General features: G+C 59.1%; 18 protein-coding genes and 1 pseudogene. 4 read left to right on the plus strand and 15 right to left on the minus strand.

The window, feature by feature from the left end:
- The first annotated feature begins 124 nt into the window (after positions 1-124).
- Complete coding sequence (locus tag NZK35_RS04255) at positions 125-268, plus strand: hypothetical protein (protein WP_259631356.1); 144 nt, start codon at positions 125-127, stop codon at positions 266-268.
- A gap of 168 nt (positions 269-436) precedes the next feature.
- Here NZK35_RS04255 and ric read toward each other — a convergent pair whose 3' ends face one another.
- The 5 genes and pseudogenes from ric to hmpA form a co-directional block, all read right to left on the minus strand.
- Positions 437-1,150, minus strand: coding sequence for an iron-sulfur cluster repair di-iron protein (gene ric, locus NZK35_RS04260; protein ID WP_259631357.1), 714 nt, complete (start codon positions 1,148-1,150; stop codon positions 437-439).
- Between the two features lie 27 nt (positions 1,151-1,177).
- Positions 1,178-1,537: a putative zinc-binding protein gene (locus tag NZK35_RS04265; protein ID WP_259631358.1), complete on the minus strand. Its 360-nt coding sequence runs from the start codon at positions 1,535-1,537 to the stop codon at positions 1,178-1,180.
- 4 nt (positions 1,538-1,541) lie between these two features.
- Complete coding sequence (locus tag NZK35_RS04270; RefSeq protein WP_259631359.1) at positions 1,542-1,676, minus strand: hypothetical protein; 135 nt, start codon at positions 1,674-1,676, stop codon at positions 1,542-1,544.
- On the minus strand, positions 1,661-1,903 hold the full coding sequence (locus NZK35_RS04275; RefSeq protein WP_259631360.1) for a hypothetical protein: 243 nt from the start codon (positions 1,901-1,903) through the stop codon (positions 1,661-1,663). The genes NZK35_RS04270 and NZK35_RS04275 overlap by 16 nt, the downstream gene beginning before the upstream one ends.
- 48 nt (positions 1,904-1,951) lie before the next feature.
- A pseudogene (hmpA, locus tag NZK35_RS04280) lies at positions 1,952-3,181 on the minus strand (NO-inducible flavohemoprotein).
- 334 nt (positions 3,182-3,515) lie between these two features.
- Between hmpA and NZK35_RS04290 the strand changes: the two are divergent.
- Positions 3,516-4,676 (plus strand): right-handed parallel beta-helix repeat-containing protein, encoded by a 1,161-nt coding sequence (locus NZK35_RS04290; protein WP_259631362.1) that lies wholly within the window; start codon positions 3,516-3,518, stop codon positions 4,674-4,676.
- Positions 4,677-4,802: 126 nt separating this feature from the next.
- Here NZK35_RS04290 and NZK35_RS04295 read toward each other — a convergent pair whose 3' ends face one another.
- Positions 4,803-5,252, minus strand: coding sequence for a PGPGW domain-containing protein (locus NZK35_RS04295; RefSeq protein WP_259631363.1), 450 nt, complete (start codon positions 5,250-5,252; stop codon positions 4,803-4,805).
- A gap of 293 nt (positions 5,253-5,545) precedes the next feature.
- Here NZK35_RS04295 and NZK35_RS04300 point away from each other — a divergent pair, with 293 nt between their 5' ends.
- Positions 5,546-6,085, plus strand: a complete 540-nt coding sequence (locus NZK35_RS04300) for a DUF1579 domain-containing protein (protein ID WP_259631364.1) — start codon at positions 5,546-5,548, stop codon at positions 6,083-6,085.
- Positions 6,086-6,124: 39 nt separating this feature from the next.
- Positions 6,125-7,018 carry a rhomboid family intramembrane serine protease gene (locus NZK35_RS34590; protein ID WP_259631365.1) on the plus strand — a complete coding sequence of 298 codons (894 nt, stop codon included), beginning with the start codon at positions 6,125-6,127 and terminating at the stop codon, positions 7,016-7,018.
- Positions 7,019-7,090: 72 nt separating this feature from the next.
- Here NZK35_RS34590 and NZK35_RS04310 read toward each other — a convergent pair whose 3' ends face one another.
- From NZK35_RS04310 to NZK35_RS04350, 9 genes are all read right to left on the minus strand, one after another.
- Complete coding sequence (locus tag NZK35_RS04310; protein WP_259631366.1) at positions 7,091-8,620, minus strand: hypothetical protein; 1,530 nt, start codon at positions 8,618-8,620, stop codon at positions 7,091-7,093.
- Between the two features lie 629 nt (positions 8,621-9,249).
- A complete protein-coding gene (locus NZK35_RS04315; RefSeq protein WP_259631367.1) occupies positions 9,250-10,671 on the minus strand; it encodes a sulfatase family protein in 1,422 nt (473 codons plus the stop codon).
- A gap of 227 nt (positions 10,672-10,898) precedes the next feature.
- On the minus strand, positions 10,899-12,350 hold the full coding sequence (locus NZK35_RS04320) for a DUF1501 domain-containing protein (protein WP_259631368.1): 1,452 nt from the start codon (positions 12,348-12,350) through the stop codon (positions 10,899-10,901).
- 10 nt (positions 12,351-12,360) lie between these two features.
- The gene (locus tag NZK35_RS04325) at positions 12,361-14,778 is read right to left on the minus strand and encodes a PSD1 and planctomycete cytochrome C domain-containing protein (RefSeq protein ID WP_259631369.1); all 2,418 of its coding nucleotides are present in this window, start codon (positions 14,776-14,778) and stop codon (positions 12,361-12,363) included.
- A 333-nt stretch (positions 14,779-15,111) separates the two neighbouring features.
- A complete protein-coding gene (locus NZK35_RS04330; protein WP_261364565.1) occupies positions 15,112-15,240 on the minus strand; it encodes a nucleoside transporter C-terminal domain-containing protein in 129 nt (42 codons plus the stop codon).
- 8 nt (positions 15,241-15,248) lie between these two features.
- On the minus strand, positions 15,249-15,884 hold the full coding sequence (gene upp, locus NZK35_RS04335) for a uracil phosphoribosyltransferase (protein ID WP_095738359.1): 636 nt from the start codon (positions 15,882-15,884) through the stop codon (positions 15,249-15,251).
- A 60-nt stretch (positions 15,885-15,944) separates the two neighbouring features.
- On the minus strand, positions 15,945-19,742 hold the full coding sequence (locus NZK35_RS04340) for an efflux RND transporter permease subunit (RefSeq protein WP_259631370.1): 3,798 nt from the start codon (positions 19,740-19,742) through the stop codon (positions 15,945-15,947).
- A gap of 219 nt (positions 19,743-19,961) precedes the next feature.
- Positions 19,962-21,188: a protein-L-isoaspartate(D-aspartate) O-methyltransferase gene (locus NZK35_RS04345; RefSeq protein ID WP_259631371.1), complete on the minus strand. Its 1,227-nt coding sequence runs from the start codon at positions 21,186-21,188 to the stop codon at positions 19,962-19,964.
- 7 nt (positions 21,189-21,195) lie between these two features.
- Positions 21,196-21,966 carry a class I SAM-dependent methyltransferase gene (locus tag NZK35_RS04350; protein ID WP_259631372.1) on the minus strand — a complete coding sequence of 257 codons (771 nt, stop codon included), beginning with the start codon at positions 21,964-21,966 and terminating at the stop codon, positions 21,196-21,198.
- Positions 21,967-22,036 lie beyond the last annotated feature (70 nt).

The following is a 22,036-nucleotide window of genomic DNA, read 5'->3' on the forward strand; positions in this document are numbered from 1 at the left end:
CTCTTTAATTCCGCAATTGGCAATCGGGGAACGCCGAGCAATGCGTCGCTGCGACGTTTTGTCGTGATCCTGCCGGTTGTGCCGCGGGAGCCAATCATCATTTTTTGCCCGGAGTTGAACAGTCATGGACACGTCCAAACGCAACTTGATTGTCGGTTTGGCTGGCATCGCCATCTTGCTCATCAGCGTGTTGGTTTATGCGCAAAAGAACGCGGCGCACAATTACGAGCTGCCGGAATTTCAAGGCCAATCACACGCGCGGCCCTAGTGCTCCGTGTCACCGCTCGTTTTCAGAGTGGTCTGCGGAAAGGGGGCAGGAACAAAAAATGCGAAGCACCCCTCGGGCCATTTGTTTTTTGGTTCCTGACCCCCTTTTCGCTCCAGGAGTCGTCTTGCCGTGGTTCTTGCGGCCGATGACATTCAGCAAAACAGCTTCCTATGCACGTTGTTCGAGTTGAATGGCTTTGGGGAACAACACGTTGTTCTCTTTGTGAATGTGTTGGTGCATGTCTCGTTCAAGCTGAGCGAGCGAATCGAGCATGGCGCGGTAGGTGTTGCAGGCCCACTCGGGAGGCGTGTAACCGTCGGTGGTCTCGTTCAAAATCGCCAATGCATTGCCCGCTTGATCGTGCTCGTGTTCCATTTGGCGAATGGGATTGCCGACGCTACCGCAATGAAATTCCTGGCGTTCGGTGGACGCTTCTAATTGACGCACGATCGGAAATAGAATCCTCTCCTCCTTCATCATGTGCGGTTCCAATTCAGCTTTGAGAGCCACAAAGGCTTCACGAGTCTTCAGCAGTCGTGGCTCCTTGTCACCGTGAACGCGGGCGACTTTCTCGGTCATGAAGTCCAAACGCGGCAACTCTTCCCTCAAGTATGCGTGGTGCGTGGATTCGATGTGATCAGCCAGCTCGGTCAGACTCATCGCGTCGGCATCGACGCTGTTGTCATCACTCAGCTTGGCATCGCACTGTTGCAATTGATCGACAACGCTGGCTGGATCAATCTTTTTCTTCGCACAAGCGTCCGCCAGTGGGATTTTTCCGCCGCAGCAATAGTCGATCTTCATCGACTCAAAGACGCGAGCACGACTGGGGGCTTCGCGAACGAGTTCGCCGACGGTTGTTTTGAGATCAATGGTTTGCATCGTTGGTTCCCTTTTCAAGTGGATGGCTTACGCCGTTTGTTGTTGGACTTGCAATTGCACGTTTTCGATCAACTCGTCGAAATCCGCGCCCGTTGGTGGTGCGGATTTCTTGTTGATTCCGAGATCGTGCAGTCGGATGTGGACGTCGACATGCTCACGCACCTGATCGAACACCCCGAGGCTGCAGTGGATCGGGCAACCGTCGATTACCCACACTTCGCGATCCCGCAGTTTGTTTAAAAACAGTGGTTTGGCGGCACCGACGCCGGCCAAGCAGGACATCTCGGCGACGCCGCGACGATCCAGTTCGAGTGCGACTTGTCCGGCGAGTTGCCCGGCGTTGGAACATCCCGAACACGCGAACACAAGAGGGATTCTCTCGGACATGGCTCTACGATGCCTTCTTGAATGAATGCCCCGTTTTCAGTCCGGCGACGAAGACCACGAGTGCGACGGCACCGATGAAGAAGATCGTGTCACCGGGGACTCGCATCCAACGCAGGGTTTGCATCAAATCGGTTTGCATGAACTCACTGCTGCGGGCGTACCAGTAACCGGTTGCATTCCGCCCATCGATTGCCAGACATTTTGACCTTCGCCAATCTCGCCGCTGTCGACCAGGGTGACGCCGTCGGTCGTGACAAATCTGTCAGGGATCGGAGGCATCTCTTGGAAGATGCGTGTTCCGATCCAACCGAGGATGAGGAACGAGATCATCATCACGGCCGCGAAGGCCATCCATAAACGTTTCATCGTGTTGAGATTTCCGAGGTGGCGAAGGATTGGGGTGCAATCATGGTTCTATGCCGTTTGTAATTCTTCTTTGGGGCCAAAGAACTCGTAACGCACGCGAGCCTCATCGACTCCCAGTTCTTGCAAGCAGGCGTGAATGTTCTGCATGAACGGCTTGGGGCCACAGAAGTAGAAATCTGCGTCCTTAAACGGAGTCCACTGGCGAAGCAGCTCGGTGGTGACGAACCCGACGTCGTCACACCTCTTGTTTTCGACATCGCCATCGAGCGGCGCGTCGTACAAGACTTTCACGTGCATGTTGGAACTGAGCGTTGCGAGGTTTCTAACCTCATCGGCGAACGCATGCACGCCGCCGTTGCGTGCCGCTTGCAGGAAGTAGATGGGTGCGTCCGGGTTGGCATGCACGATCGACTTCGCCATCGACAGCAGCGGCGTCACTCCGATCCCGCCGGCTAGTAAGACAACCGGTCGGCCATCGGCGTTGTCAGGGTTGATCGTGAACTCGCCACAGGGCGGTCCAACCTGCAAGTGATGCCCTTCTTCAATCGCATCGTGCAAGTGATTCGATATCAAACCTGCGGGTGCATCTTCGCTAAGTTTTCCTTCGCGTTTGACGCTGATGCGGAAGTGCGGCTCGCCGACTCGATCGGACAGGCTGTAGTTTCGCGGCGAAGTCGGCGTGTGTGGATGGTCGATGTGGACGGTGATGTACTGGCCCGGTTTGAATGGCGGCAAGGGACCTTCGTCCTCGGGTTTCAAGTAAAACGACGTCACGACATCACTTTCGGGAACCTTTTTGGCAACCACAAACGTTCGCGTGCCATTCCAACCGCCCGGTGCGGACGCTTGTTCTGCGTAGATTGCGCCTTCACGACCGATGAAGAGATCGGCGAGGAACCCGTAGGCTTCGGCTACCGCTTCGATGATTTCTTCGCTCGCTCCGTCGCCCATCACATCCTTGATTGCACCCAGCAGATTGCTGCCGACGATCGGATAGTGCTCCGCCTTGATGCCCAGCGACACATGTTTTTGAGCGATCAGTTCAACGGCCGGCATCAGCACGGCGGGGTTGTCGATGTGAGTGAAGTAGGCACAGATCGCACCGGCCAAGGCCTTTTGTTGACCACCAGAATGCTGGTGAGCTTGGTTGAAAAACGCCTAGACCTCGGGGTTGGCCTCGAACATCCGCTCGTAGAAACGGCGGGTGATGGTTTCCGCGTTGGCGGCGACCAAAGGCGTGATTTCCTTGACGATTCGGACGGTCTTGTCGCTCAGCATGTCGTTGGTTTCTGCAGGGAATGTGGAGGGAGATCGCGGTGGATCCTTAAACATGCACCCAAAGGTATAGAATAAAATGTTGACGTCAAGGCGTATGTTGTTGTCCAGCCGGATTTCGTCGTAGAAGGCGTCCGGGGCCGAAATGTGCTTCTCCAAACTGCCGAATCCAACGCGATCACCTCAGCTGCGAGGCGAGCGAGACGAGACCTGTCTCGCCGTTTGGTCGGGGACTCCGTTCGGGTTATCATGTTCCTTTGCCCCAGGGCAATCACGCCCACGCTTGGCGAGTGGCCCACCGTCCGCCACATCCTCTCTCCACGACAAACACGCCGCCATGAATCGACGCATCTGCTGTCTCACCGTTCTGGTTTCTTGCTGGCTGGGGGCTATTGAGCAAAGCCGCGGCGGAGACGCGATCATTGATGCCGCCGCGTTTGCGACGTTGCAGCAGGCCGTCGACGCGATTCCGCAATCCGGGGGCGTGCTGAAAATTCCGCCCGGAACGTATGAACTCGGTGAACCGCTTCGCATCAAGACCGGAGACACCCGCATCGAAGGTTCCGGGACGGCGACGCATCTGGTCAACAAGAACACGGAGGGGAAACCGGCCATCCTGATCGAACATCCGGATTGGGTCGGGAAAAAAGTCTCCTCCGCGGACCGGCTGTGGCGGGTCAATCTGGCCAATTTTCGGGTGACCGGAAACGAACACAGCGGTGCCGGGATCGAGGCCCGTTACATCGAAGAGATTTTGGTGCAGGGTGTCAGCAGCAGCTATCACGGCGGCGACGGATTGCGGTTGTACTTCTGTTACGAAGACCCGCGCGTCAGCGATTGTCTGTTCACCTACAACAAACGTTGCGGTATTTCGATCGAAGGGTGCCACGACATCATCGTCTCGGCCAATCAGTTTGAAGAGAACCAAGACGGGCTGCGTTGCATCGATTCATTCAATTTGACGATGAGTGGCAACAACCTGGACGATCATTTGGGGGACGGAGTCGTGATTGAAAACACCTACGGATCCGTCGTCGCCAGCAACATGATCGAAGAGTGCCAGGGATGGGGGATCGTGTTGGACCGAGATTGTTACGGCATCACCCTGTCGGCCAACGTGATCGCGCACGAGTTCACCGGCGGAATCGATTTACGCGACGCACACGGATGCGCGATCTCGGCCAACACCTTCACCATCGTCAAACAGGTGGGCGTGGCGGTTCGCAAGGAATCCGGCAGCATCACGATCAGCGCCAACAACTTCAGTGACACCTGGGTCGGAAACGACGAGAACGGTAAGCCGCTCAGGAAACGCGATCCCGTGGCCAGCAAGACGGAACAAAATCCGAACGAAGCGGCAGGCATTCTGCTGGAAGACTGCACGGCCGTCGTGATCTCGGGCAACCTCTTCTCCGGGCTGGTCGGTGAAGCGGTGCGGCAGGAGGGGGATTGCACGAAAGTTCTCGTTCACGGCAACGGATTGCAAGAACTGGAATAACTGGGTGCTCCCGCAAAAAGGGGACGGGGGTTTTATTCACATCAGGGGTGAAGTGAATGCCGCGATTGACCGTTCGACCTCCCCTCGCTTCGCTCGACCCTCCTGCCAGGAGGGTGACTTTATTGATCAAAGAGGCCTGACCCCTTTTTCGCGGTCTAGCGGGTGTCGCGTCAATTTGATTGGGGCAACGTTCCAGCGACGTCGGATCCAGTTGATCGATTTGAAAACGGGCGGGATGCCGGCAAGCTTTTTTTCCAGATGATGCTTGCCGGGAAAATTGAGCATCAAAATGCCGACCAGAATGGTCAACAGCCCCTGCCCGGGAAGGACCAGCATCACCAGCCCCGCGACGATCAGGATCCCACCGATGAGGTTCTTGGCCAGCAATCCCGTCCAACGCAATACGGGATGCCGATCGGCAAAAAGTGTTCGTGGCCGATGATCACCGACGAAGTAGTCCGCGGGGATTTTTAGAACCAGCCACGGTGCAATCAGCAAGCAGCCGAAGAACAGCACGCCAGAGACCGCGGCGATCCAGGCCATCGCAACCTTGTGATCCTGCAGGAAGGCAATCAAGCTGCACCGTTCTGGCATGTGGAGGAAAGAACGCCGCGGGTGAGGACCGTTCCTTTGGCGGGAAAATCGTATTGATCGGAGATTCGATGGACGCTGTCAATCCTTGGTGATTTCGTGGGCGGCAATCGAGACGATGCCAAGAAGTCGGCCGGTTCGGCGAAAGGCAATTTCGGCATCCCGTTGGGACTTTCCCAGATTTTTGCCACGCCGTGATCGATCTGCGGGACATTTTGTGCTAACACAGATTGCTCAGGTACGTGATTGACCACTATCAGCCAGCCCCGGAGCGAGTGATGAGAACTTTTTTTCTAACGGTATTGATTTGCGTCGCGAGCCCCACGGTACAGGCCCAAGATGCAGCGCCGACTCCCTCGAAAGAGCACGCCTACTTGGCGAAAACTGCCGGCACCCGAAGCGGCACGATGAAAGTTTGGCCGCAAGGACCTAGCAGCGACGCGATGGAATTCCCGTTCACCGAAACCAACGCCGTGGTTCTCGGTGGCAACTGGGTGGAAACCGAATTTCAGGCGGGGCCATACAAAGGACATGGGATGAACGGGTACGATCCCATCAAGAAGAAATACATTGGGACCTGGGCGAACAACATGTCGCCCTATTTGGCAGTGATGGAGGGAACGTACGATGAAGCGAAGCACGAACTAACGATGTACTTTGACGACATCGATCCGGCGACCAACCAGCCAGAGAAAATGAAGTCTGTCATAAAGGATGTTTCTGGCGAGCCCTCGACGATGACGATGTACAAAAAAGGTGACAAGGCGGATGATTGGGTGAAGTCCTTCGTCTTGACTTACGAAATAAAGCAGAAATGACAAGCCGATGGTCGACTGGAACGGGATGCCGACAATAGCGTGAATGGATTACATCGAGACCCGACGGTGGCGTTCCAATCGGCGGATCGCGCCGAGTGCATGGAACTGCGATTCGTGCTCGAGGCCGCCGGGATAGCGGCCCGAGTGGAGGTGCAGCAGGGACAATGGTTGCTGATCGTCGGGGCTGGGGATCTGGCCGAGGCGGAAGCGGAACTTGACGCCTACCGCCGTGAAAACGAGTCGCGTTCCACGGCGGCGATACCGGTCGCGCCGGTCTATGACGGTGCGACCGCGGGAGTGATTGCTTATGCGGCGTTGGTCACGCTGATCGCCCTGGCGACGCTGCCTTGGGGGTTGGGGCTGGACCTCTTCACGCCGGGCGAGATGCGGGCCGAAAAGGTGCTGGCGGGAGACGGATGGCGGACGGTGACGGCATTGACCCTACACGTCGACGAAGGGCACGTGGCCTCAAACCTGTTGTTCGGGATCCTGTTCGGATTCCTCGCCGGTCGTGCCGTCGGTGGCGGCGTCGGCTGGCTCACGATCGTGTTGGCGGGAGCCCTGGGCAATCTGCTCAACGCGATCGTCCAGCAACCCGAACACACTTCGGTGGGCGCTTCGACCGCCGTCTTCGCCGCGCTCGGATTGCTGGTCGCCAATGCCTTGCGGCCGAGAGTGTCCAGCCACGAAAGCCTGCTGCGTCGTTGGCGACCGCTGGTCGGCGGCCTGATGCTGCTCGGCCTGGTCGGCGTTGGGGGCGAGCGGACCGATGTCACCGCTCATGTGACCGGGTTTTTGGCAGGACTGCTGTTGGGTGCCATCAGCAGTCGCCTGCCGGCGCACTGGCTGGCCGACGAAAAAGTCCAATGGTTGGCCGGATTGGCCACGATCGTGGTGGTGTCGATCGCCTGGGTCATGGCGCTGCGCGAATGAGCAGCAAAGGATTTTGAAGTGGCAGAATGATCCGGGGCAGACACAGCGGCATGCACAGCATGCCCTACGCGGCTAAAGGGTCTCGCTCCAATTTGTGAAAAGTTGATCCACCAGCACTTCTCGTCCGGCACTTCCCTGCTCTGCCTCGGCACCGGCAGACGATTCCGATTCCCCAAACTCCGCCCGCGCCGACGGCGACGTGTGGTCGCTGCCCAATGCCTGAGACGACATCACATCGGAACTGTCGCTCGGTGAATGGACGGTTGCGGGCGTCGTCTCCTGGATGAAGGGAACACCATGATAAAGTAGTACTATGTTGGGAGTTTGAATCGGACCGGTCGTGACGCAAAAGCAGATGAGGGGATAGCGCGAACCGGAGTTATGACGCCCATTCCACTCGCCCGAGAGCGGGGTCAATTTCCCGTACTGACTCGGCTGGCCGTACTGGACGTAGTGGTCAGCGGCTCCACCGGAAAACGAATCCTTCAAGTGAAACAGGGACACATCGGGCTGGTACAACCCGATCTTGTCGATCCCCGTACTGTACCAATCACCGACCAAGGGCTGCCAATCAGAACTGGCAGGGCCGAAGGCAAAGTAATGATCCGCTGCGCCACCGGAGAGATCGTTCTTGAGATGGAACTGAGAGCCGTCTTGCCGGAACAATCCGACGGTATCGATGGCGTCGCCGTCCCAATCGCCGGCGAGTGGTATCCACCCCGTTGCACCACTGGGGCCGAAGGCGAAAAAGTGGTCCGCTGCGCCGCCACGCAACGAATCAATCAAATGAAAGCGTGACTCACCCGGCTGATAAAGACCCACGGTGTCCACGCCGTCTCCGTCCCAGTCGCCGGACATTGGAATCCAACCCGCGTTGCCAGATGGGCCGAAGGCGAAGAGATGATCCGCATTCCCCGGAGCGATCGAGTTTTTCAAATGAAACACTCCCGTCCGGCTGTTATACAAACCGACGGTATCGAACCCATCGCCATCCCAATCACCCGTGACGGGCAACCACTCGGTAGAGCGGCCGGGGCCAAATGTCGTCGACTGATCAATGCTATCGTCGTATTTGGACCCCTTCAATTCGAAAGTCGACGAGACCTGATTAAACAGCCCGATCGAATCTTCCGCGCCGTCCGATCCGACGTCCCCGCGGATAACGAAGGAGGTCAGCGGTTCACTGGAATCGTTTGATCCAATCGTTACCGTCCCGCGTTTGGCGCCGACTTGATTCGTCAGCATTTCGATCTTCAGCGATAACCAATGACCCGGGCGAACGATTTGGGTCACGTTGGCGCCCGGCCAGGCGGAACCCTCGTGCACCAGGCGGAATCCATCGGGCACTTCGACATCGCCGAGCACCAGATCGCTGTCGCCGGAATTGTAGATCTCAAATTCGCGATCCGGGCGGTCCTCTCCTCGTTCCAACCAACCGAAATACATGCCCGTCGGCTCGGCGGAGTCGGTTCCGTCCGATCCCAGTACTCGGCCATTAAACGCCACAAAGATTTCTGGTTCGGCCACCGTCGCCGCCGGCAGGCTTTCCGCTCCGAAATCATTTACGACAAAGGAATCCGTTTCCGGCACAGACTGCGACATCTCGCTGACCGGCAGGATCGATGCAGCTAGCAGAGCCCTTCTTTCGAGTGACTCGACACCTAAATTACGACGGGAGGTGCTGATCAACAGATTGTACTTGGGGCTTCAGGAATGCGATTCAGTACGAACACGCGACTCTGGCGTGCACCTTCCCCGGACAGCCGAGAGTATGGAGAAAACCATCGCCTGTGACCGGCGTCCCACGCGATGCTGCCGGGGGCCGACATGCTAATCAAGACACCCCGGTTAGTCTATTCGCGGAAGAACAGATCCCACACTTCTTCAAATGGACGAATAGAATTCCGCTCGATTACTTGACCCACGGATGGCAGCGCGAACCCACGGATTTCTTGCACCCTGTCATCCGTGGGCTCGCGCTGCTATCCGTGGGGATTATTCTCGATGAATAGCCCGGTAAGATTGCTGGAGTGCTACGTCAAAATTAAATATGCCAGAGCACTAGTGCTTCATCCAGATTTAATTTTCGGGTTGCGTTTGTCGAGCGGAAAAGGGGTCAGGTACCAAAAACCAAATGGCCCGCAGGGTGCTTCGCATTTTTGGTACCTGACCCCTTTTCCGCGGCACCCCAAGTTTAAAAGTTGACGAAGCACTAGCGGTAACGCGTGCGATCAGCGTTTCGGGCGGAATCGATGCCGGCCCTGCTTGGCGGCTTGATGCGTTTGGACGGTGTCTTGCTCGATCCCCGGGTCGGCTTGTTCGGCGAGCCAGCGATCGAGTTCGCCGCTGAGCTCGGATTGGATCGCCGCGACGCTGGCGTTGCCGGCCAGATTATTCATCTCGTACGGATCATCCTGCAGATCAAATACTTCTTCCGTCGGACGCAATTGGTAGCGTTGAATCAATCGCAAGGCTTTGGGATTATCAAACGACTCGAAGACCCAAGTTTGCCAATAGTGATTGTTCAGTTTTCCGTTGCCCTTGACGCCCATCAAGTGCTTTTCGATGTACAGGTTTTGGTTCTGCAGGTTTCGGATGTAGTGGTAACGCCCGTCGCTGATCGATCGGATCGGATACGGGGGACCTTCGGGGACGTTGTTGTGAACACCGTAGACGTATTGGCGGTGTTGATCGGATCGGCCACGCAGGACCTCTGCAAAGCTCCTGCCGTCGAACTGTTCGGCATCGTGTTCCAATCCGGCGAGGTCCATCAACGTCGGCAACACATCGGCGTATTGGACCAATGCGTCGGTGCGTCGGCCGGCCGCGACGACGCCCGGCAATCGCGCGATCAAGGCGGTGTGGACGCCGGTGTTGTAATTGGTCCACTTGTTGCCGGGATACTGTGACCCTTGTTCGGACGAGAACAGCACCAGCGTCTCGTCTGCCTTGCCGCTCGCTTGAAGCGTGTCGAGCAACTCGCCGACTTGGGAGTCCATGTAGGTGATTTCGGCCAAATAGGCGCCGAACGCCCGCCGCGTTTCCGGCGTGTCGGCAATGTTCGGTGGCAGCTTCAGCGACTTGGGAGGATACGCGCTGGCGTCGCCCATCACCCATGGCACGTGGGGTTCGACCAGTGCGACGACCAAACAAAACGGATCCTCGCTTCGCGACATGAATTCGGCCGCGGGATCGATCTGGTGCGGCTGTGTCGGATCGCGGACGCAGTTTTTATCGAAACCACCGACCGGTTCAAAGGGAAACGCCTGTTGTGGCAGAACGTGCACCTTGCCGGCCAAGCCGATTCGATACCCCGCCGCGGCCAAGTGATGCGGCATGCTTTCGATGTCGCTGTGGCTGGACGAGTGATTCCAGGCACAGCCGTTTCGCATCGGGTACAGGCCCGAGTAGAGCTCCGCGCGACAGGGTTGGCACATCGCTTCGGACAGAAACGCCCGGTTGAACGTCAGGCCTTGGCTGGCCAAACGATCCAGGTTCGGCGTCTTTGCGTTCTGCCCACCGTACAACGGCAGATCGTTGTAGGTGCAATCGTCGGCCAAGATGATTAACACGTTGGGCGGTGCGGCATTGACGGTTCCCGTGACCAGCGTGCTGAGAAAAGTGACGAGCGAGAAGAGCGTGGAGAGGTTCATGAGATGTCGCCGAGGGGAAGGTTAGCGGAGGGAAATCAGTCGGTTCACGCGAGCATGCGGGTGGGTGTCGTAGCGGAAATCGCTAAGACGTTCGGCGCGCGTTGGTGTGCAGACTTTAGCCGCCGCCTGTCGCTGCGTAGCAGCGATCCGGAATCGCCTAAAGGCTGGACACCAACGGTTACTGGCCCCTTTTTCGCGGCACCCTCAGTCTAAGCGTTGACAACACACTAGGCGATGATTTCGTGGATCGGTTCGACGTGTTCGACGCCGACGAGTTTTTGATCCAGTCCGCCGTAGAAGTACGACAGATGATTCGGGTCGAGTCCCAACTGGTGCAACACGGTCGCGTGCATGTTCTTGACGTGCAGCGGGTTTTCCACGGCGGCCGACCCGAGTTCGTCGGTGGTGCCGAAGGACACGCCGCCCTTGATGCCTCCGCCGGCCATCCACATGGTGAAGCCGAAGGAGTTGTGGTCGCGACCGGAACCCTTGGCGTATTCGGCCGTCGGTTGGCGTCCGAATTCGCCGCCCCAGACCACCAGGGTTTCGTCCAACATGCCACGTTGTTTCAAGTCGGTCAGCAAGGCCGCGATGGGAAGATCGGTTCGACCGGCGTGGCGATTGTGATTGAGTTCCAAGTCGCCGTGGGCGTCCCAATTGTCATCGTTGTGTGCCCCGCCACTATAAAGTTGGACGAAGCGGACGCCGCGATCGACGAGACGTCGGGCGATCAAGCAGCGGGTGCCGAAGTCATTGGTTTCCTCGCGATCGATTCCGTACATCGACAACGTGCGCTCGTCTTCGGTCGACAGGTCGACTGCTTCAGGGGCGGCCGATTGCATCTTGAAGGCCAGTTCGTAGCTGGCGATCCGCGACGCCAGATCGTCGTTGTCGCTGCGAGTATCCAGATGACGATGGTTCGCCTGCTGAATCGAATCGATCAATTCTCGCTGCACGGCTTCGGTCATGCCGTCGGGGCGATCCAGGTTCAGAATCGGTGCGCCTTTGGTGCGGAAAACGGTTCCGGCGTAGGTCGCCGGCATGTAACCGCTGCTCCAGTTTTTCGCCCCGCTGATCGGGCCGGCTTTGGGGTCCAGCATAACGACGTAGCCGGGCAGGTTTTCGTTGACCGAACCGAGGCCGTAGGTCGCCCAGGAGCCGAGTGCGGGGCTGCCGGACAGGATTTTGCCGCTGTTCATCATCAGCATGGCTGAACCGTGGATCGGCGAGTCGGCGGTCATCGAATGCAAGAATGCGATGTCGTCGACGTGGTTGGCCAGATGGGGGAACAGCGTACTGACGTACTTGCCGCATTGCCCATACTGTGAAAATTCCCAGCGTGGTTCGACGATGCGGCCGCCGTTTTTTCGTCCGCCGCGGCCGAACGTTTTGACGTCCACCGTCTTGCCGTCCATGCCGACCATCTTGGGTTTGTAATCAAACGTGTCGATGTGGCTCGGCCCGCCGTACATGAACAAGAAAATCACACTCTTCGCTTTCGGGGCAAAGTGTGGCAGTTTGGCGGCCAAAGGGTTGGCGTCGCCGACGGAATCCGCGGCGGAGAGAAAACCGTCTTGCGAGAGCATCGATGACAACGCCGCGGCGCCGAAGCCGCCACCGGTTTGCCACAGGAACTCACGACGTGTGCGGCCGCAAAAGTTTCGCTTTTGATTCTTCATAACACTTCCGTCAGTCAACAAACAAAAATTCGTTCCAATTCATCACGCTCAGGCAGTACAGCGTTTTGGCCTGCCCGGCATCGAGATGATGTTTCTTTTGAAGGTTTTCGATCAATCGATCGCCGTCTTCCATCTCCGCCACCGTCGCCGGGCGGGCCAGAACCGCAGCGATGGCGCGGCGGACCAATTCGCGATTGTCGATTTCTCCGGCATCGACGCTGTCGGCAAGCTTGGCGGCCTGCTCGGCGGCGAAGTCTCCGTTGAGCAGCGACAGGGCCTGCGCGGGCTGCAACGTCATGAACCTTGCTTCGCAGGTCTGATCCGGATCCGGAAAATCGAACGCGGACAACATCGGCGTCAACAGCGAGCGTTTGACGTAGATATAAACGCTGCGCCGATTTTGATCGCTCTCGCTGGAGTTCCCCCAACCGCTGCCCGGTCGAGATTGACCGGCAAGGACTTCGGGCGAGAGCGTCGGATAAACGCTGGGGCCGTAAACCGCGGTGTTCAGCGAGCCGTTGGCGGCGAGGATCGAATCGCGGACCTCTTCGGCACTCAGCCGTCGCGGGTCAAATCGCCAAAACAAATCGTTGTCGGGATCGGCGGCCAAGGAGGTTTCGTTGCCTTGGGAAGACATTTGATAGGCGCGACTGGAAAGAATCAGCCGGTGCAGCGATTTGAGACTCCAACCGTCTTGGATGAAGCGATTGGCCAGGTAGTCCAGTAGTTCGGGGTGGGTCGGTGGCGTGCCGAGTTGGCCAAAGTTGTTGCTGCTGCGAACGATGCCACGGCCGAAATGGAATTGCCAGATTCGATTGACGATCACGCGGGCGGTCAATCGGTTGTCTTCGCTGGCGATCCAATCGGCCAAGACGCGACGACGACCGGTGGATTGATCGGTCGACGATTCGGTCTGGGGCAACGCCGGCGGATCGGATTCAAACAAGGTCGGAAACGCGGGCGAGACTTCGTCGCTGGGCGAATGCGGGCTGCCGCGATAGAGGACGTACGTCGGCTCGTCGACTTTGCGATACATCGCCAAGCCCATCACACGTTCACGCTGGGGCAGTGCTTTGAGCTCTTCGGCGTTCTGTTTCAGTTGCGATTTCAGTTCCTTGTATCGGCTCCACTGTTCGTCGCTCAGATTGGCCTTCAGTTTTTCACCCAGCACGCGATTGCGATCACGTTTGGCGCCTTCGGTGGCGCGTTGATCGGGAGCGGACATCTTGGCAATCCCGGCCTGTTCGATGTCATGCATTTCCTGCTCGATCGATCGCCGTTGCTGGTCGTTGGCGGCGTAGCGTGCCCGCAGCTGGTCGGAGCTGACGTCGACTTGGCTGAAGGAAGTCAAATCGCCGCGACGGGCAAAGGGGGTCACGTCCTCGAAGAACGACAGCATGCTGTAGTAGTCTTTTTGTGGGATCGGATCGATCTTGTGGTCGTGGCAACGAGCACAATTCATGGTCAATCCCAAGAACACCTGGCCGGTCGTCAGGATGATGTCGTCCAGCCCGTCAAAACGGGCCTGCAACTCATCGGCAGGTTCGTCATCCCAAATCCCCAAACGATAGTAACCGGTCGCCGTCAACGATTCTTTGGTGACTTCGTCCAGCTCGTCGCCGGCAAGTTGCTCGCGGATGAACTGATCGTACGGTTTGTCTTCGTTGAACGACCGGATGACATAGTCGCGGAACTTCCACGCGTTGTCTTTGGGGCCGTCGCGTTCAAACGAATTGGTTTCGGCAAAGCGAACCAGATCCAGCCAATGGCGTCCCCAGCGTTCGCCGTAGTGCGGTGAATCGAGCAAACGCTCGGTGACCCGTTTGAATGCGTCGGGCGATTCGTCGGCGATGAAGGCGTCCACCTCGGTCTTGCTCGGCGGCAACCCCGTCAGGTCGTAATAGACGCGGCGGATCAATTCGCGTTTGCCCGCCGGACCGTTCGGTTTGAGGCCGGCGTCGGAGAGCGAATCGTAGATGAAGGCATCGATCGGATGGGATTGCCAATCGGCCGACGCCACCGTCGGCGGCTTTGGATTGGACAGCGGTTCAAACGCCCAATGCTTTTGCCAAGCGGCCCCCTCGGCGATCCACGTGCTCAGCAATGCCGCTTCTTCCTCGGTGACCGGATCACCCTCGGGCGGCATCCGTTCGAATTCATCGTCGGTCGTGATCCGCTCGATCAATAAGCTCGCCTCCAGGTCACCCGGCACGATCGCGAAACTGCCCGACTCGGTCTCGGCCAACGCGGCGTCGCGACTGGTGAACTGCAAACCGCTTTCGGCCACATCCGGTCCATGGCAGGCGTAACATTTTTTTGCCAGGATCGGTTGGATTTGTTTTTGAAAGTCGATTTCGGTGGTCGCTGCGAAGGTCGCTTGCCCCCACAGGCAGGTCAAGGCGGCGGCGATCAGAATGCTTTTTTTCAAGACGGGCTCAGAATGGGGCATCATGGTGGTGTTGCCGGAGGCGGGGCATTGGGCCAGCAGTCGAACGGTTCGAAGCGTGCGGCGGGAGGCAGGGGAGCGCCGCTCGTTTGTCTCCAGCACGATTCGTCCGGGCAAAACGAGCCGCAAACGAACACGCTCGGTTCAGGTGGGCTGTTCAGTTTACCATTTTGGCCCAAGCCCCCGCCCGATTCCAATGAGAATTGGTTCAAAACGGCTGAGCATTGTTCCCACGGCAGTGTGTGGTCTCATCGTGACGCACAGCGTCACCTACGCGATCCCTTTTTGACGCACAGCGTCACCGACGGGGGCTGCTTACAGCAGCAGTCCTGCGACCGCCCCCGTCATGCAGCAGGCCAGAAACCCCCCGAACATGGCCCTCAACCCGAGTCGGGCCAGGTCTTGCTTTCGCGACGGTTCCAGGCCGCCGATGAGTCGTTCCATGATCCCGGCTAGCCGTTTTGCGGGGTATCAAAAATCCGGTCGCCCGCATCGCCGAGTCCTGGCACGATAAAGGAACGTTCATTCAACTCCGGGTCGATCGCGGCGACGAATAATTTGACGTCCGGAAAGTCACGTCCGACCCGATCGATGCCCGGCTGCGACGCGATCAGACTGAGCACTCGAATTTCATCGACGCCCCAACGTTGCAGTCGCCGAATCACCAAATCGATACTGCCGCCGGTTGCCAGCATCGGATCGACGACCATCGCGATGTTGGGCGCGTTCTCGTGAGGCAGTTTGTCGTAGTATCCGACCGGCTCGGCGGTCTCTTCGTTGCGATACAGCCCCAAGTGCCAGACCGACGCGTCGGGCAGTAGTTCCAGGATCGGGTCGACCATCCCCAGCCCGGCGCGCAAAATCGGAACGATGCCCACATGGACCGACAGTTCGTATCCCGTCGTCTCGCAAATCGGCGTGGTGATCTTTCTCGGGCGTGTCGCCAAATCAACCGTTGCCGAGACCCCCAGGATCATCGACAGGCGATTGACGGCGGCGCGGAATTCACTCGGCGGGGTCGCCGCATCGCGAATGCGGCACAGGTGATGGTCGATCAGCGGATGCTCTACACGATGGACTAGACTCACCGATTGCGTCTCCCGAAGCTGAATGGTCTGGCGGCCCGTGAGGTAGTGTAGCGGAAGTCGCTAACGGCCTTTCATCCGGTGTGGTTGATCGCTGCGACGCGACGGAGAGTGGACCTTCAAATTCGGCAGCGACTCCTTATCGATCACCAAGGTTGCAGCGGCCTCCTCTTCGGTTTGAGTGGCATCGCCGTCCGGGTCGCCATCGTCGGGTTGCACCAGCGCCAACTCTTCCAGCGGCTCTGCCCCACTCGCACCGCGAGAACCGATACGCGGTCGGAAGAGTTTTCCCAAGGGGCCGGCCAACAACGCCGGAAGCAGTACCAGGTCACCGACCAGAGCGGCAACCAACAGCACCAACATCAGCGTTCCGAAACGTTGCGTCGGCGTGAACGTCGACAAGGCAAAGACAAACAAACCCAGTCCACCGACAATGGTTGTTTGCGTCATCGCCGGACCGACGCGACGGTAGGTCAATTCCACCGCCTTGATGCGATCGTAGCCACGATCCAAATACGAACGGAACCAACTGAGAAAGTGAATCGTGTCGTCGACCGCCACCCCCATGGCGACCGAAGCGGTCATCATCGTTCCGATATCGACCAGGCGGCCGAAGTGCCCCATCAGTCCAAACACCAACAGCACCGGGAACATGTTGGGAATCATCGAAATAACCCCCGCGCCCAGACCGGAGCCCAGATTGACCGGCACCAACATCCGCAGCGGCGTGCGGGCCGGATTGAGCAAAATGATCATCACGACGGAGATCAACACAAACGCCAAGGCGATGGATTCCACCAGGCTACCCAGCAGGGTCCGCTGTGCCTTGTAAACGACCGGGACCACTCCCGTGTAAACGACCTGCATCGAACCGGCGCCGGTCACTTCGGGGATGCCGTCGCCGACCAAGTCATGGCTGATCGGTTTGGTGAAGATCGCTTGCGCGTCGATCAAGGACTTGGCGTTCGCCAACGCCGCTTCGGGCGCCGGCTGGTCGCCGACCCAGACCAACACGTCTGCGATGCCGAGCACTTTGTTCCACCGATCGCCGCCGATTTCGATCGGGTTTTCTTCCGAGTGGTGGTCCACCCAAATCGGTTCACGCAGCCGTTCGCCGCGGAGCAACTCTTCCAGGACGGACAGATAAATCGATCGGGTTCGGATGCGGTCTTCGCTCGCAAGATCGACGTCATCGCCCAGATCCACCAGTTCCGTTTCCGACAACGGACTCGGACGCGGGGCGCCCATCATCACGATGACCGGCTGTTTGGTTTGGCCCGATTGGGACGCCGCCGCGATTTGTTTTAGCAATTCGTCGCGTATGTCGTAGGCGCGGAGCACCGGTTCGACCGAGACACGTAGCGTCTTGATGAATTCTCCGTAGTCGACGTCGGCCAGTGCACCGACACGGAGACTGATCCGCCACAGTTCGCTGCCCGCGTACGGGCCGCTCTTTTCCAGCCGAACGTAATCGTTGGCCAGCAACTCCTCGCGACCCTCGTTCAGTTCCGTGATGTATTGGGACCGAACCGGATTCCAACTGTTGGTCACGCCGGGCAACGGTTTCAGGAATGTGTTGACCGCGGTTGTCGATCCGACGATATCCAGCCCTGGTTCGCCGAGTGTTCGACGAACGACCTCGTTGATACGGGCGACCGCTTCGACCCGTTCCAAGACGTTCAGCGGCAACGCCGACTCGGGCGTCGCGGATTCGACCGGGCCGTCTTGTCGCGCCGCGGGAGATGCCTTCGCGACGGTTTCCGACTGCATCGACGGTGGGACACGCAGCACCAGTTCCATCGGGACCAGTTTTCCAAAGTTGCTCTCCAACCACGCGTAGTCGCGAATGATTCTGGCGTTCTCGTCGAACAGCTTCAGCAATTGAACGGAGGTCTTGATTTTGGAAAGCCCCATCCCGGCGGCGACCAACGCGATCAAGCATCCGCCGGTCACCCACAGGTGTCGTCGGCAGATCCATGCGCCGGCGGCTGCCCAGCGGTCCGAGAGCCACGATTCTTTTTCGTCACCACGCGTGGGTGCCGGCGATTCCGTTTCGGCATGCGATTCGGTGATGAAGATTTGCAGCGCCGCGGGCAGGTAGGAAAACAGGATCGCGAGCGTCGCGATCACGCCGATTGCGGAGTACAGTCCGAAATTGCTGATCGGTGCCAAATTACTGGTGTACAGCGACCCGAGTCCGATCGCCGTGGTTAGCGCCGCGAGTGAACAAGGGAAGATCGCGTGCTGCAGGGCGCGGCCGGCCGCACCGCCACGTCCGCGTTGACGCACTTCGTCGCGATAGTAATTGATCACGTGGATCGCGCCGGAAAGTCCCAGTACGTAGACCAGCGATGGCATGCTCATCAGAATCGCGTCCACACTGCCGTTGGTCCAACCGACCACCGCCATGCTGAGCATCGCCGCCGAGCCGCCGACGACAAACACCATCAACGTGATCTTGACGCTGGCGAAACAGAGGTAGGACAGCAAGGCGCCGACCAGGATGCTGTAGCCGACCAGACGCACCAACGTCACCGTGCCCTCTTCGTCGATCGCAATGTTGTCGACCGGTGGGCCGCCGAGACGCAGCGGGGGAGCCCCGGCGATCGATTCGACTTCGGTGCGGTTGAACGGCGGCGGAGCCATCGAGGGAGGTGCCGCGGGTTGAACCCCCGAGTCGTTCGCCAATTCCAACAGCCGACCGCGTGGGGCGCCCATCACGCCACGCCCGAGGGCGTAGGCGAGATTGTCCTGGGCGATGTCGGTCAGCGTGATCAGCAAGCAGGTCTGGCGCGGTGGTGGCTCGACCCCGGCGGCATCATAGACGGCATACCAGGCGTTGGTTTGCGTCTCGGTGCTAGCGGTCGCCAATCGCTGACGGTCAGCGTCGAAGTTTTCCTCGGCGAACGTCCGCAGCGTGATCTCAACCAGATCGTCAAAGTTGTCGGGGATGGCCGAGCGTCGATCGCTCGGGACGGCCGCGCGAAACTCCTCCGCCGTCCAGTCAAAGTCTTGTGGGACCGCCGGGGCGAACAGCGAACCGGTCAGTCGTTCCATCGCGCGTCGGCGGGCAATGATCGGACGCCGTGATTGATCGGTGAAGTCAACCGGCCACAACAATCCGCCTTCTTTGGACAATTCATTGACCAGCGACACGCCGGTCTCGACCGAGCGGAACATCGGGGCGCACAGCAGCGAAGGGTCGTTGTGGAACGGGTTGGCGCGCTCGTCGTCTTGGGAGCCGAACGCGGCGACGAAGGTCCCCTGCAATTGGTGTGTGCCCAAGGATTGCTTGATGTTGCGGATCAGTGCCGCGGGGCCGTTCGATTTCCCTTCCCAGCGATGCAGATGCCCGTTCGGTTTGATGTAGTACCACTTGCCGTCGGCCGTCGCGAACCACTTTTCGTTCTCGCCGCCCCAGTTGTCGAGCTTGCGTGAGGCGGGCAGCAATCCCAGGCGGATCCCGTATTCCTTGGCCGATCGATAGTCCTCGGCCAGCTTGGGGTCTGCGATCCCGGCACCCGGATCGGTTTTGCTGGATTCATGCCGCAGCTTGGATGCGAGCAATTTCAGTCGCTGGTCGTCTTCGGTACAGCCCGGCCACGTGGCGATGACGAAGCTTTCGCCGGCGAAATGGTCGGCGAACCATTCCAGTTCCGCGGTCTCGACGAAATCCGACGGAAGCCAGTCCTTGATATCGTTTTCCTTCTTATTCAGACTCAGCCGCGCGGCGCGAAACGCGAACGGCATCAAGAAGAAGAAGCCGAAAAGCACAACCAGTGCGAAGGAAACTCCGAAAAGAGTCCGACGCTCCAGCAATGGCCGCTCCGTCGGGCCGTTGTCTTGCTGGGGGTTTGGCATGGGGGGTGGGTTTCCGATGTTGTTGGTGTTGGGGGGCGGAGTTCCGGCGGCGTCTCGCGGCCGTCACGGTCGCCCAAAGAATCAACCGAAAAAATAGCCGCTTCGGCCGCTGGGGTCTACTTCAAAGCGGCCTCAGAATGCAGCTCTGACACCATCCCGGTGACCGGTGGTCCGGGTCGGCGAAGCTTTTCCGGCGGCCGGCCGGCGTGGCTCCGCCAATTAACGGTCGATCTTTTCCAGCTTGATGGCGTCGAAGTCGGCTTTGCCGGTGGCCCCGAACAGGCCGACTCGGAGAATGGCTTCACGGGTCTTGATCGGCACCCGAATCAGCCGGCTGTGGCTTCTCCAGTCCCGTGTGCCGCGAAACGGCCCCAGGTAAAACGTGCCCAGATCGCTTCTCAGTTCGTCATACAGCGAGATCGCGATCATCGGCATCGCGTCGGCCCCGGGCCCCTTTTGGATGCCTTCGGTGCGGACCTGTCCGCTCAGTCGGATCTGTGACACCTCGCGGCCATCGATCGCGATCCCCTGCAACAGATGCGAATTGCGGCCGGGCGTTTCGTTGCGAAAACTCGCGTAACGTTTGCCTTGGGGAGCTGGGTCGCCGGAAGACGATTCGGTCTGCGTGACTTGGCGACCGTAGTACCAGCCGGGGACGAACTCCAACAACGTCGCTTCGTCACCGGTCGCCGCGATCTCAAAATCACCATTGACGGCGACGGGGTTGGCCGGATCGGGAAGCGTCTGTCGGTTTTCTTCCGCTTCGCCCGTCATCGGCACGAACAGGGTCGGACGCAGCGCTTCGCGGATCAATTTGCCATCGGTCTTGATCAATCGATACAGCGTTTGCTGGTAGCGCTGGCCGACCGGGATGATCATCACGCCGCCTTCGCGCAGTTGGTCCACCAGGGGCGTCGGGACGGACTCGGGGCTACAGGTGACGATGATCTTGTCGAACGGTGCGGCATCGGGCCAGCCCAAAAAACCGTCCCCGATGCGGGTGGAGACGTTTCCGTAGTCCAGTCGGGCCAGCGTTTCGGCAGCCCGTTCGCCGAGTTCACGCACGATCTCGATCGTGTAAACATGATCGACCAGCGGGCTAAGGACGGCCGCCTGGTAGCCGCTGCCGGTCCCGATCTCCAACACCTTGTCCGTCGATTTCGGCTCCAACGCTTCGGTCATCGACGCGACGATAAAGGGGCTGCTGATCGTTTGCGAATGCCCGATCGGAAGCGCCATGTCAAAGTACGCCCGCGGCCATTGGCTGCGGGGCACGAATTCATGACGCGGCGTGCGGCGAATCGCGTCGAGCACACGCGTGTCGGTGACCCCGGCCGTCGCCACACGCGTGTCGACCAACCGATCACGTGCCGCTTGAAAGCGGTCGGCCGCCGACGCGGTGATGGCCCAGGCGAGGATCATTCCGATTGCAAGCTGTGATTTCATTGCGAATTCAGGTTCGTTTCATCGCTCGGGTTGCCATGAAGGTTGCGATTCGGTCGGACAGCACATCGTCGCCTCCCCAGCCGTCCTCCATTATATCGGTCAGCATGAACCCGGCGTCGAGTTGGCCCCCCAGCAAATCGGTCAAGGAGTGTCCGAAATCGATCGGGCGTTCCGGTCCGATGGTTTGGTCGAGTTCCTCGGGCGGCAATTCCAGGTCGCTGTAGGGGATTTTAAATCGCACCTTCAGCTTGCCGCGATCGCGTTTGACCGCGTCGAACAGAAAGTTGACCGGCTGGATCACGCCGCTGATCAGTGCCCCGCCGGGTTTCAACACCCGCGCCGCTTCCTTCCAAACCGGCCGCACGTCTGGGACGAAGTTGACCGAACAGGGATTGACCACCAGGTCAAACTGTTCGTCCGCGAGTGGGGCCAGATCCGCCATGTCGGCCTGAATCGTCTCGATCGCCAGATCATGTTCGCGGGCCAGTCGTTGATCGATCGCCAGTTGGCCGCCGCTAAAATCGACCACCGTCACGTGCGCCCCGGCGGCGGCCAACACGGGGCCTTGGTGCCCGCCCCCCGCGGCCAAGGCCAGGATCGATCGGTCTCGCACGTCCCCGATCCACGAGGCGGGGATCGGCTTGGTCGCCGTCAGCCGGATCGAAAAATCGCCGCGACGGGCCGCATCGATCTGCTCGGCCGTTGCCGGGGTGAACCACTTTCGCCGGCTGGTCGCGATCTTGTCCCAGGCCGCGCGATTGAAATGCGTTGCGTCCAAGAAAAAGCCTCTGCGATCCCATGAATTCGAAATTCGATTTTCCGTTTGGCGTTTCAATCTAATAGAATAA

Origin of the sequence: Stieleria sedimenti (genome assembly GCF_025060895.1) — a bacterium.
Lineage (GTDB): Bacteria > Planctomycetota > Planctomycetia > Pirellulales > Pirellulaceae > Stieleria > Stieleria sedimenti.

Coding starts and splice junctions, on each gene's coding strand:
- NZK35_RS04300 (WP_259631364.1), top strand. CDS start 5,546: ATGAGAACTTTTTTTCTAACGGTATTGATTTGCGTCGCGAGCCCCACG.
- NZK35_RS04265 (WP_259631358.1), bottom strand. CDS start 1,537: ATGTCCGAGAGAATCCCTCTTGTGTTCGCGTGTTCGGGATGTTCCAAC.
- NZK35_RS04340 (WP_259631370.1), bottom strand. CDS start 19,742: ATGCCAAACCCCCAGCAAGACAACGGCCCGACGGAGCGGCCATTGCTG.
- NZK35_RS04330 (WP_261364565.1), bottom strand. CDS start 15,240: ATGGAACGACTCATCGGCGGCCTGGAACCGTCGCGAAAGCAAGACCTG.
- NZK35_RS04275 (WP_259631360.1), bottom strand. CDS start 1,903: ATGAAACGTTTATGGATGGCCTTCGCGGCCGTGATGATGATCTCGTTC.
- ric (WP_259631357.1), bottom strand. CDS start 1,150: ATGCAAACCATTGATCTCAAAACAACCGTCGGCGAACTCGTTCGCGAA.
- NZK35_RS04310 (WP_259631366.1), bottom strand. CDS start 8,620: ATGTCGCAGTCTGTGCCGGAAACGGATTCCTTTGTCGTAAATGATTTC.
- NZK35_RS04255 (WP_259631356.1), top strand. CDS start 125: ATGGACACGTCCAAACGCAACTTGATTGTCGGTTTGGCTGGCATCGCC.
- NZK35_RS04270 (WP_259631359.1), bottom strand. CDS start 1,676: ATGCAAACCGATTTGATGCAAACCCTGCGTTGGATGCGAGTCCCCGGT.
- NZK35_RS04345 (WP_259631371.1), bottom strand. CDS start 21,188: ATGAAATCACAGCTTGCAATCGGAATGATCCTCGCCTGGGCCATCACC.
- NZK35_RS04320 (WP_259631368.1), bottom strand. CDS start 12,350: ATGAAGAATCAAAAGCGAAACTTTTGCGGCCGCACACGTCGTGAGTTC.
- NZK35_RS04290 (WP_259631362.1), top strand. CDS start 3,516: ATGAATCGACGCATCTGCTGTCTCACCGTTCTGGTTTCTTGCTGGCTG.
- NZK35_RS04315 (WP_259631367.1), bottom strand. CDS start 10,671: ATGAACCTCTCCACGCTCTTCTCGCTCGTCACTTTTCTCAGCACGCTG.